This is a genomic window from Pseudomonas sp. KCJK9111 (genome assembly GCF_046231935.1).
Taxonomy (GTDB): Bacteria; Pseudomonadota; Gammaproteobacteria; order Pseudomonadales; family Pseudomonadaceae; genus Aquipseudomonas; species Aquipseudomonas parafulva_B.
Genome location: NZ_JBJJMO010000004.1, coordinates 151492 through 162424, shown reverse-complemented (window position 1 = coordinate 162424; position 10933 = coordinate 151492). Strand labels below are relative to the sequence as shown.

Below are 10933 nucleotides of genomic sequence, written 5' to 3'. Positions count from 1 at the left end.
AAAGTCAGTAATTTCCTGGCCTTGTACAACGGCTGGATCACCGAAGCCAGCCATCACTCCGACGAGCAGACTGGCTGGTTCTTCATGCGTCATGAAATTCGCGCCGAGTCGCTGCCCTTCGGCATCGAGGCGTTTCGCGAGGCGTTCGCGCCCATCGCCGAAGAGTTCTCCATGACCTGGCGCGTGACCGATTCTGCCCAGAAGAAGCGGGTCGTGTTGATGGCCAGCCGTGAATCCCATTGCCTGGCTGACCTGCTGCACCGCTGGCACAGCGATGAGCTCGATTGCGATATTCCCTGCGTCATTTCCAACCACAATGACCTGCGCAGTATGGTCGAGTGGCACGGTATTCCGTTTTTCCATGTTCCAGTAGACCCCAAGGACAAGGCCCCGGCGTTTGCCGAAGTGTCACGCCTGGTGCAGGAACATGCAGCCGACGTGGTCGTGCTGGCGCGGTACATGCAAATTCTGCCGCCGCAACTCTGCCAGGACTATGCTGAGAAGGTGATCAACATCCACCATAGCTTCCTGCCATCGTTCGTCGGCGCCAAGCCGTACCACCAGGCGGCGCTGCGTGGCGTGAAACTGATCGGCGCGACTTGCCACTATGTGACCGAAGAGCTGGACGCCGGCCCTATCATCGAGCAGGACGTGGTGCGGGTTACCCACGCCGACAGCATCGAGGACATGGTCCGTTTCGGGCGCGACGTGGAAAAAATGGTGCTGGCCCGCGGCCTGCGCTATCACCTGGAAGACCGGGTTCTGGTGCACGGCAACAAGACAGTGGTGTTCGACTGATCGCAGGGCTACTCCCAGACCTGTTGAGCAACGTGAGGATCGACCCATGGGACGGCGCGGTACACCTACAGCCTCACCTCCCCCTGTAGTGGGTCAGGGTTGCCTGGCCCGCTACGATCCCGACGCCTTGCAGGACACCGACGGTACCGACTTCCCCGGTGCCGCGGCGCTTTGGCAAGCGCTCAACCCACCTGACGGCGCCAGCGCTCCAGCAGCGGACGCGCCAGCAGGCACACGAACACCGGCCCCCCGGCGAGCAGATACAGGTAGTAAGTGATGGCGCGCCAGATCAGGATCGCTGCCGCGGCCGTCGAGCTGCCCACCATGGGTGTCAGCAGGCTGGCCGAGGTCAGCTCGGCAGCGCCTGCGCCGCCGGGCATCATGCTGAACTGACCAGCGCTGAGCGATAGCATCTGGACCAGGAAACTGGGAATCCAGGCCAGCTGCACGCCCAAGCCTCTGACCACGAGATACAGCACGCTAAAGCGCAGCCCCCAGTGGACGCATGTCAGGCTGAACACCAGAAACAAAGTGCGCTTGGGCAGCTGCCAGGTTTGCGCCAAGGCCTGCACGAAACGAAGCAGCTTGCGCGCCCAGCGTCGTTTACGCGGTGCGCTGGTGCCCAGGCGCTGCAACAGCCGGCCGTTCAGACGCATCACCTTGCGCCGGTAGCGCAGCAACATCACCACGCCTGCCAGCGCCGCGCACAGCAGTGCTGCACTGCCCAGCAACATGCTTTCCTGGCTGCGCCCAAGGCTGTGAAACAACGCATAGCCTGCGATCGCCAGCATGGCGCAGAAGAAAAACACCAAGTCATTGAGCTGATCCATCGCGAACACCGCGCCGCTGCGGGCTGCACTGATGCCCTCGCGGGCCAGCAAGGCCATCAGGGTCAAGGGGCCGCCGCCGCCACCTGGAGTGGTGCAGATGGCGAACTCGGTGGCCATGACCACACCCAATGTGCGCACCCGCGATACACGCGCTGCCTGATCGCCCAGCAGCAGGCGCATCCGGCAGGCGTTGATCACCCAGCACAGCAGGATCATGCCCACCAACGTCATGAGCAACTGCGGATCGAAACGGCTCAGCTTGGGCAGCAGTTCGCTGCCGCCCAGCAGTGCAGGCACCAGGGCTGCGCCCAACAGCGCCAAGCCCAGCAGCAGCCAGCGGTTCACGCTGCCACCTGCCGCTCCAGCCAGGCTGACTTGGTCAAGGGTTCACGCCCGTCTTCGATCAGTTTTCCAAGGGTGCGCAACCAGTAGTCCCGTGAGTAGCGATGGCGCATGTCCACCGGATGCAACCCGAGGCGCAGGGTGTTGGCGCCTTGCCAACGTCGACATTGCCAGTCGCTGAGCACCCGCGATACACCACGGCGCCAGGCGCTGCGCGCGCTCCAGACCAGGCCAGGGGCATCGATGGCGGTAAAGTCCGGCAGGCGATAGAGGTGCTGCGGGGTGCTGGTGTACTTCAGCGGCAGTTGGCGCAGCGCTTGTCGCGTGCCCTGGCTCATCAACCAGGCGGGGGCCACGAAGCCTGCCACGGGCCAGCCTTGACGGTCGAACAGCGCCAGGCCGTCTTGTAGTCGGGCGATGGCCTGGTGTTCGTCCAGCGCGTAGAACTCGCCTTCATGGGTGTAGATCCGCCGCATGAAGTAGTCCAGGGGCGTGCGCGGCGTGGGACCTTCATCGGCATGGGCGTAACCGTGCAGGGCCAGCTCGTCACCCGCGGCCAAACGGCGATCGAGCAACTGGCAGAAGCCGGGAGACTGAGTCAGCAGGTTGCGTCGATGAAAGTCGGGCACCACCAGCCAAGTCATGGGCACGTTACCCAATGCATCGACCGCCTGCACGAACGGCTCGTAGTCTGGCCAGGTCTCTGGGGCCACGTCATGCAGCACCAGCATCACGCTGCGGGAACGGGCACCGGACTCAAGCATGTGCCCGCACCTGCTGTTGGTGGCCCAATACGGCCTGGTAATGCTCAAGCAGGCCGTTGACCACGTTGTCCCATGAGTAATGCTGCTCTACATGCCGCCTGGCCTGTGCACCGAGCTTGCGCGCACCCGCTTCGAACGCCTCCCGCACGGCCAGGGCCATTGCCCTGGCGTCGTTGGGTTGGCACAAGCGACCGCACTGGTCGTTGACGATTTCGCCGAAGGCGCCGGCACGCACTGCAACCACGGGCGTACCACTGGCCATGGCTTCGAGGATGACCAGGCCGAACGTTTCCTGGTCGCCGGCATGCACCAACAGGTCGGCGCTGGCCATCAGGCGAGCCACCTGGTCAGGTGGGCAGAACTGGCCGATCACGCTGACGTTTTCGGGCACATTGGCGGGCATGTTGGACCCCACCAGCAGCAGGTGATAACCGCGCCCCAACTGCCGCATGCACTCAAGCAGAACGGGCAGGTTCTTCTCCCGTGAGCCACGGCCTGCATAAATCAGCAACCGGCAGGTGTCGGCGATGCCCAGTTCGGCTCGCACCTGTGGATCGCGGCGTGCAGGATTGAAGGTTTCCAGGTCTACGCCCAAAGGCTGCACGTGGACATCACGTACTCCCAGGCGACGGAGCTTGTCTGCCATGACCTTGCTCGGTGCGAGCACCCGGTCGAAATTGCCATACAACTTGCTGACATAAGCCTCGACGTTGGGCGTGAACCAGTTGCCCATACGGTTGCTCACCAACAGCGGCAGGTCGGAGTGATAGAAGCCAATGACCGGCACGTCCAGCTGACGGCGAGCTTCCAGCGCCGCCCAGGCGGTCAGATACGGGTCGCCGACTTCGATCAGGTCTGGCTTTAGCGTGCGCAGCGTGTTGCACCATGGGGCCAGACGTACCGGAAAGCGGTAGCCTTTGCCAAAGGGCAGGGGTAGTGCAGGCACATGATAGACACCGCCTTCATGCCGAGCGCTGGCGCCGGGGATCAACAGGCTGTGACGGACACCTTGCACGGCATCCAGGCGGTGGTGTTTGGCATCCAGGTACGTGCGTACGCCGCCGCTGGCCGGGGCGTAGAACATGGTGATGTCGGCAATGTGCACGATCTGCGTCCCTCCGGGATCGTCTTTCGGGTCTGTCATCGCGCGGTAACGAAACCGGCGTTGACATGCCATGAAGTTGACCTTTCAGAAGGGTAGTTTGTTCGATCAGCTTGTGCGGTTGGCCGCCCGGCAGCCGAGCGCCAGGCAATAGCGCTCGGTGGGTCGGTGCCGGGGCTGGGCCGGCTTCAGATACGGAAGGTGCCGACCAGGTGTTTCAGGCGGCTGGCCTGCTGCTCCAGGTCAGAACAGGCACGCAGCGTCGCCTGCAGGTTTTCCACGCCTTCCTGGTTGAGCATGTTGATTTCGTTGATATCCATGTTGATGGCTTCGACCACGGCTGTCTGCTCTTCGGTGGCCGTGGCCACGGACTGGTTCATGCCATCGATTTCGCCAATGCGCACGGTGACACTGTCCAGCCGCTCACCTGCCTGGTTGGCGATCTGCACGCTGTCCAGGCTGTGGCGCTGGCTCTGGTCCATGGTTTCGACCGACTCGCGGGCACCCACTTGCAGCTCCTCGATCATGCCCTGGACCTGCTGCGCGGATTCCTGGGTGCGATGGGCCAGGTTGCGCACCTCGTCGGCCACCACTGCGAAACCACGACCTGCTTCACCGGCGCGCGCGGCCTCGATGGCGGCGTTGAGCGCCAGCAGGTTGGTCTGCTGGGAGATGCTGGTGATTACTTCGAGAATCTGGCCGATGTTGACGGTCTTGCTGTTGAGCGTCTCGATGTGGGCGCTGGACGTTACGATCAAGTCGGAAAGACGGTTCATGGCGGCGATGTTGCGATCGACCACCTGCTGGCCTTCTTCTGCCAGGCGCCGTGCAGAGCTTGCGTGCTGGGACGCCTGCGCCGCATTGCCGGCGATCTCCTGGGCGGCAGCGCCCAGCTCGTTGATGGCGGCCGCCACGCTGTTGGTGCGGTTGGACTGTTCGTCGGAATTGGTCATCGACGAGTTGGACGCACTGATGACACGCAACGCGACTTCGTTCACCTGCTCGGTGGCCGAGGACACTTCACGGATCGAGCCGTGGATACGCTCGACGAAGCGGTTGAAGGCGTTGCCCAGGATGCCGAACTCGTCGTGGTGGTGGATGCGCAGGCGCTTGGTAAGGTCGCCTTCACCCTCGGCGATGTCCTCCATGGCCCGTGTCATGGTGTGCAGCGGCTGCATCAGCACACGGATCAGCAGCCCCAGCAGGGCGATGATGATCACCACGGCCACCACGGTGGCAATCACGGCGGAGGTGCGGAATGTGCTGAGCATCGCGAAGGCCTTGTCCTTGTCCACCGACAGGCCGATGTACCAATTGGCCGAAGGCAAGCCGGTCACCGGTGTGAACGTCAGCAGGCGGGCCTGGCCGTCACTTTGCACTTCGGTGAGCTCGGACGTGAGCTTTGGTGTGCGCTCAGGGAACAGGTCTGACAATGATTTCATCACCAGGCCTTGATCCGGGTGCACCAGGATCTTGCCTTGGTCATTTACCAGGAACGCATAGCCCATACCGCCGAAATTCAGCGAGTTGATGATTTGCGCCAGGCCGTCCAGCGCCAAGTCACCCCCGACCACGCCCACCGAATCGGCCACCTTGTCGAGGATGCCGATGACCATCTTGTTGGTGGTCATGTCGATGTAAGGTTCGGTCAGCAGGGTGCCGCTGGCACTCATGCCATCCTTGTACCAAGGGCGTGTGCGGGGGTCGTAGCCGTCAGGCATCTTTGCATCCGGGCGTACGCTGAAGCTGCCATCGACCCTGCCCAGGTAAACGGTTAGGAAACTCGATATCAGCGCCTGCTGGCCCATCAGGGTTTCAGCGTTGGCCGGTTGCTGGGCGATATTCTGCGCCAGGTTTTCGACCAGTTTGATACGCCCCTCGAACAAACTGCGGATGTTGGTCGAAGTGGAGGCGCCCATCTCAGTCAGGTAGTCCTGAAGGTCCTCGCGAATCGCATTACGCTGCAGATAATCGTTGTAGAGAGTGAACAGGCTGAATGCGAGGATCACGATCAGTGATGCTGCCAGCAGAATCTTGTGGCTGAAACGAAGGCTTTTGTTCATGAAATCATCGGGTCCGCTAAGGTTTTGTATCAGGCGTTCGCAGCTGTAGGGCCCAGCCAGTGCAACATCCCGAAAAGTCCTTTTTCGGTTGTTCTCTCTGAGTAAGGCGAATATCACCCAGAGGTATCGGCCGGAGTAAGACAAAGCTTGAGCAGAGGATTAAAGAGATGTCGGAATCTTCATTTATCGTTGTAGGATCAAGCCCTGATGGCCAGCCCGTAGGGCAGGCGATGCGGCTTGCCAACCGGCACGGGCTGGTGGCGGGGGCCACCGGTACCGGCAAGACCGTGACCCTGCAACACTTGGCCGAAGCGTTCAGCGATGCCGGGGTGGCGGTGTTCGCGGCCGACGTCAAGGGCGACCTGTGTGGGCTGGGCGCCAAAGGCGCACCTGAGGGCAAGGTGGCCGAGCGCATCGCAGGGATGCCTTGGTTGCACTACCAGCCACAGGCCTATCCGGTGAGCGTGTGGGACATCGCGGGCCAGTCGGGGCATCCGTTGCGTACCACGATCAGCGAAATGGGCCCTTTGCTGCTGGGCAACTTGCTTGAGCTCACCGATAGCCAACAGGCGGCGCTGTATGCCAGTTTCAAGGTGGCCGATCGCGAGGGCTTGCTGTTGCTGGACCTCAAGGACCTCAAAGCGCTGCTTGGCCACCTGAAGGACAGCCCGCAGGTGCTGGGCGAGGACAGTGCGCTGGTGACCGGCGCGTCCGTTCAGGCATTGCTGCGCAGGCTGGCCACCCTGGAGCAACAGGGGGCAGAGGCGTTGTTCGGTGAACCGGCATTGCAGCTCGAGGACATTCTACGGCCCGACCCGGATGGGCGAGGGCGTATCCATTTGCTCGACGCCAGCCGCCTGGTGCATGAGGCACCCAAGGTCTATGCCACGTTTCTGCTGTGGCTGCTGGCCGAACTGTTCGAGCAACTGCCCGAGCGTGGCGATGCCGAAAAACCGGTGCTGGCGTTGTTCTTCGATGAAGCGCACCTGCTGTTCAAGGACACGCCCAAGGCCTTGCAGGACCGCCTGGAGCAGGTGGTGCGGCTGATTCGCTCAAAGGGGGTAGGGGTGTATTTCGTCACCCAGTCCCCAGCGGATCTACCCGATGCAGTCCTGGCCCAACTGGGTTTGCGAATCCAGCATGGCCTGCGGGCTTATACGGCCAAGGAGCAGAAGGCGCTGCGTGCCGTAGCTGAGGGCTTTCGCCCCAACCCTTCATTCGATGCGTTGTCTTCGCTGACCGAACTGGGCATCGGGGAGGCCTTGGTCGGCACGCTTGAGGACAAGGGAACACCTGCCAGGGTGCAGCGGGTGCTGATTGCGCCCCCGCAATCGCGTATCGGCCCGTTGAGTGAGTCTGAACGCAGTGCGCTGATTGCGCGTTCACCCTTGGTTGGCCGTTATGACAAACCCATAGACCGGGACTCGGCTTACGAAAGGCTCAACCAGCGCAAAGGCGAAGCGGTGGAGCCCGCGCCGCAACCCAAGGCCGATGACAGCAGTTTTGCCGAAAAGGCGGGCGAATTCCTGCAAGGCGCGGCCGGGCAGGCGATCAAGTCGGCGGTGCGTCAGGCTGCCAATCAACTGGGGCGGCAGCTGGTGCGCGGGCTGATGGGCTCGTTGCTGGGCGGGAAGAAGAAGTAGCTGCGCGGTGTGCAGCCATCGCCCATAAAAAAGGCGCCCGACGGCGCCTTCTTATACGGGCTGAGGTCAGCCGATTGCCTTGGACGCCAACCAGAACAGGCCGGCTGCAAGACCCATCGAGGCAGGCAGGGTCAGCACCCAAGCCATCAGGATGGTCTTCACCGTACCGCCCTGCAGGCCGCTTTTGTTGGCGACCATGGTGCCGGCAACGCCGGAAGACAGTACATGCGTGGTGGAAACCGGCAGCGCAAACACGTTGGCCATGCCAATGGCGCAGGCCGCGGTGATCTGCGCCGACATGCCCTGGGCATAGGTCATGCCCTGCTTGCCGATCTTCTCGCCGACGGTCAACACCACGCGGCGCCAGCCAACCATGGTGCCCAGGCCCAGGGCCAGGGCAACGGCCACGATCACCCAGAACGGGGCGTACTCAGTGGTGGCGGTCAGGTCCTTGCGCAGCTTTTCCAGGTCCGACTTTTCACGCGCGTCCAGGCCTGGCAGCTTGCCAACCTTCTTCGCGGTGTCGTCCAGGCACAGCAGGTAACGGCGTACTTCGACACGCTTGTCCGCGTCCAGGGCCCGGTAGTCGGTCACGCCTTGCAGCGAGGATTGCAGCGCGGCGATGGTCGGCTCGGTCTGCTGCGGATTGCAGCTGAACTGCTCAGGCAGGTCACTGGCCTTGGCTTTGCCCAGCGCCAGGAATTCGCCCAGCGTGGCAGCGTTGCGCTCGTAGAACTGGCTCATGTGCAACGTGGCATCACGGGTGCGTTCGATCTGGTAGGTGGTGCTGTTCAGGTCCAGCACGAACTTGGCCGGTACGATGCCGATCAATACCAGCATGATCAGGCCAATGCCTTTCTGACCGTCATTGGAGCCGTGCACGAAGCTCACGCCCATGGCCGAAATCACCAGCACCAGGCGATTCCAGAAAGGCGGGTGCTTCTTGTCGTCCAGTTTGCGGCGTTGTTCAGGCGTCTTGTGCATCTTCGACAGCGGGCGCCACCATTTCAGGCCAAGCAGGACCAGCGCAGCCACGGCAAACCCGGCAATCGGCGAAACCACCAGGGACATGGCGATATCGATGGCTTTCTGCCAATTGACGCCGTCACCCAGCGGAATGCCGTTGATGAGCGCGTTGGCCAAGCCCACGCCCAGGATCGAGCCGATCAGGGTGTGCGAGCTGGACGCAGGAATACCGAAGTACCAGGTGCCCAGGTTCCAGGTAATGGCTGCGGCCAGCAGCGAGAAGACCATGGCCAGGCCATGCCCGGTGTTCACATTGATCAGCAACTCTACCGGTAGCAGGTGCACGATGGCGTAAGCCACCCCGACCCCACCCAGCAGAACGCCAAGGAAGTTGAACACGCCGGAGAAGAACACGGCCAGGTGTGGCGGCATGGCTTTGGTGTAGATGACGGTGGCTACCGCGTTGGCGGTGTCATGAAAGCCATTGATGAACTCGAAGGCGAGCACGAAGGTCAAGGCGAGCAGCAGGCTCACCAATACCCAGGCATCCAGTCCGCTGAATAAATCGATCATGAAGGTTGTCTGGCGGTCGTAGGGGGGCCGGATTATGCCAGAAAACGTTGGCAATCGATGCACCCACCGCAGCCGCTGATCATGTCGCGCAGGTCAGAAAACGCCATTCGCAGCCGCAGGTGGGCCGGCATCATCTAAGGCAAATGCATTCAACGTCAGCGAAAAATCAACAAAATACGCGAAAAGATGATGCCTTTATCGTTTTAAACGGTTGTATGAAATTTGTGAAATTCCGTTACAACCATTGCGCCAGAGCAGTCAGGCGCTTTGGGCACCCCTTGCGCAACTTGACGACTGGGCAAAGCACTCAGGGCGTGGCGCTGCGCAATTCCTTCTCCATGCGTTCCAGCTCCTGACTGAATGCCTGGTCGCGGATGTTGGCACGTTTACGCCATGGTTTGCGTTCCGGTTCCGGCTGCGCCGCATAGGTGGTCACTTCGCCGCCATATACATCCTTGAAACGCTCGGCCTGGCGCTCGAGTTCTGCGCGCAGTTCTTCTTTTGTCACATGCAGTACCTGAATTGAATTGAAAAGAGGACCGCCCTGTCGGCGTAAACGTTATGCGGTATCGACACGTTAACTTGCCAGCGGGATCTACATCGGCGAGTCGTCCAACAAGACGATCGGAGTATATCAACACGCGAACAAGACTAGCGTGATGGGATTGGCGCGATGGGCAATCAAACACATGTCGAAATTAAGAAAACCTCAACGTATGAAAGTTCGATACCCAACGATGCGAGTCGCATAAACAAAACGGCCCCACCAATTGGCAGGGCCGTTGCCTGGGACTTCTACGGTGGGTACCTGACCAGTCTCTCCAAAGAAGCCACAAGTGGCACTGGAAAGGTATAAGCAAACGTGTCGCCGGTCAATTGCGATTATCGGCCGGTTGTTCGATAATCGCACAAGTCGGCGATTTTTGTTGAGGTGTGCGATGAAGGACGTTAAAACAGCCCGTGGCGGTGGCCTGCCCGAAACAGTGCGCAGCCCGGCGCCAGCCCTGGCCCCGCCCATCGTGGCATCACCGGCCAAGCGCATTCAGGCGTTCACCGGCGATCCGGACTTCATGACCTCCTTGGCGCGCGGGCTTGCCGTCATCCAGGCATTTCAGGAACGCAAGCGGCACCTGACCATCGCGCAAATCAGTCACCGCACTGAAATCCCCCGGGCAGCCGTGCGCCGGTGCCTGCATACCCTGATGAAGCTGGGGTACGCGACCACCGACGGGCGTACCTACTCCCTACTGCCCAAAGTGCTGACGCTGGGCCATGCGTACCTGTCATCGACACCCCTGGCCATTTCCGCGCAGCCTTACCTGGACCGAATCAGCGACCAGTTGCACGAAGCGGCCAACATGGCGACCCTCGAAGGGGACGATATTCTGTACATCGCCCGCTCGGCGACAGTAGAGCGCCTGATCTCGGTGGACTTGTCGGTCGGTGGGCGCCTCCCGGCGTATTGCACGTCCATGGGCCGCATCCTCCTGGCGGCCATGGACGACACCAGCCTGCGCGAATACTTCGACCGCGCCGACCTCAAGGCGCGCACCAGCCGTACCCTGCACGACGCCTCGTCGCTGTTCGCGTGCATCGAGCAAGTGCGTAGCCAGGGATGGTGCGTGGTCGACCAGGAACTCGAACAGGGGCTGCGCTCGGTTGCCGTGCCCGTCTACGACGCCTCAGGCCAGGTGCTGGCGGCGTTGAACGTCAGTACTCACGTCGGGCGTGTACCGCGCAGCGAACTGGAACAACGGTTTCTCCCTGTTCTGCTGGAGGCTAGCCAGGAGTTGAGCCATCAGCTGTTTGGTTGAGAACGCATGCTTGCCTGCGGATCATCAGCCCAGCCTGC

At 61.7% G+C, this 10933-nt stretch carries 8 protein-coding genes and 2 pseudogenes; 3 read left to right on the top strand and 7 right to left on the bottom strand.

Annotated elements, in window-relative coordinates; all coding sequences use genetic code 11:
* Positions 1 to 798, top strand: a 798-nt coding sequence (gene purU, locus ACK59L_RS03505; RefSeq protein WP_409271896.1) for a formyltetrahydrofolate deformylase, incomplete at its 5' end; no start/stop codon positions are given.
* Between the two features lie 182 nt (positions 799 to 980).
* Here purU and ACK59L_RS03500 read toward each other — a convergent pair.
* From ACK59L_RS03500 to ACK59L_RS03480, 5 genes and pseudogenes are all read right to left on the bottom strand, one after another.
* Entirely contained in the window at positions 981 to 1973 is a 993-nt protein-coding gene (locus ACK59L_RS03500) for a lysylphosphatidylglycerol synthase transmembrane domain-containing protein (RefSeq protein WP_409271894.1), read from the bottom strand.
* Positions 1970 to 2734, bottom strand: a complete 765-nt coding sequence (locus ACK59L_RS03495; protein ID WP_409271892.1) for a DUF2334 domain-containing protein — start codon at positions 2732 to 2734, stop codon at positions 1970 to 1972. The genes ACK59L_RS03500 and ACK59L_RS03495 overlap by 4 nt, the downstream gene beginning before the upstream one ends.
* Positions 2727 to 3878 carry a glycosyltransferase family 4 protein gene (locus tag ACK59L_RS03490; RefSeq protein ID WP_409271902.1) on the bottom strand — a complete coding sequence of 384 codons (1152 nt, stop codon included), beginning with the start codon at positions 3876 to 3878 and terminating at the stop codon, positions 2727 to 2729. The genes ACK59L_RS03495 and ACK59L_RS03490 overlap by 8 nt, the downstream gene beginning before the upstream one ends.
* 146 nt (positions 3879 to 4024) lie before the next feature.
* Positions 4025 to 4621 (bottom strand): annotated as a pseudogene (locus ACK59L_RS03485) (methyl-accepting chemotaxis protein); the annotation flags it as partial.
* A gap of 261 nt (positions 4622 to 4882) precedes the next feature.
* Positions 4883 to 5755: pseudogene (locus ACK59L_RS03480) on the bottom strand (cache domain-containing protein); the annotation flags it as partial.
* A 311-nt stretch (positions 5756 to 6066) separates the two neighbouring features.
* On the opposite strand from ACK59L_RS03480, the gene ACK59L_RS03475 reads away from it, so the two are divergent.
* Entirely contained in the window at positions 6067 to 7542 is a 1476-nt protein-coding gene (locus ACK59L_RS03475; RefSeq protein WP_409271890.1) for a helicase HerA-like domain-containing protein, read from the top strand.
* 66 nt (positions 7543 to 7608) lie between these two features.
* Here the strand turns inward: ACK59L_RS03475 and ACK59L_RS03470 are convergent, their stop codons facing one another.
* Both ACK59L_RS03470 and ACK59L_RS03465 read right to left on the bottom strand, forming a co-directional pair.
* Complete coding sequence (locus tag ACK59L_RS03470) at positions 7609 to 9081, bottom strand: inorganic phosphate transporter (RefSeq protein WP_058603246.1); 1473 nt, start codon at positions 9079 to 9081, stop codon at positions 7609 to 7611.
* Positions 9082 to 9388: 307 nt separating this feature from the next.
* Positions 9389 to 9589 carry a hypothetical protein gene (locus tag ACK59L_RS03465; protein WP_409271888.1) on the bottom strand — a complete coding sequence of 67 codons (201 nt, stop codon included), beginning with the start codon at positions 9587 to 9589 and terminating at the stop codon, positions 9389 to 9391.
* Between the two features lie 430 nt (positions 9590 to 10019).
* Between ACK59L_RS03465 and pcaR the strand changes: the two genes are divergently transcribed.
* Positions 10020 to 10895 (top strand): pca regulon transcriptional regulator PcaR, encoded by an 876-nt coding sequence (gene pcaR, locus ACK59L_RS03460; protein ID WP_409271886.1) that lies wholly within the window; start codon positions 10020 to 10022, stop codon positions 10893 to 10895.
* Positions 10896 to 10933 lie beyond the last annotated feature (38 nt).

Coding starts and splice junctions, on each gene's coding strand:
- ACK59L_RS03495 (WP_409271892.1), bottom strand. CDS start 2,734: ATGCTTGAGTCCGGTGCCCGTTCCCGCAGCGTGATGCTGGTGCTGCAT.
- ACK59L_RS03470 (WP_058603246.1), bottom strand. CDS start 9,081: ATGATCGATTTATTCAGCGGACTGGATGCCTGGGTATTGGTGAGCCTG.
- ACK59L_RS03490 (WP_409271902.1), bottom strand. CDS start 3,878: ATGACAGACCCGAAAGACGATCCCGGAGGGACGCAGATCGTGCACATT.
- ACK59L_RS03475 (WP_409271890.1), top strand. CDS start 6,067: ATGTCGGAATCTTCATTTATCGTTGTAGGATCAAGCCCTGATGGCCAG.
- pcaR (WP_409271886.1), top strand. CDS start 10,020: ATGAAGGACGTTAAAACAGCCCGTGGCGGTGGCCTGCCCGAAACAGTG.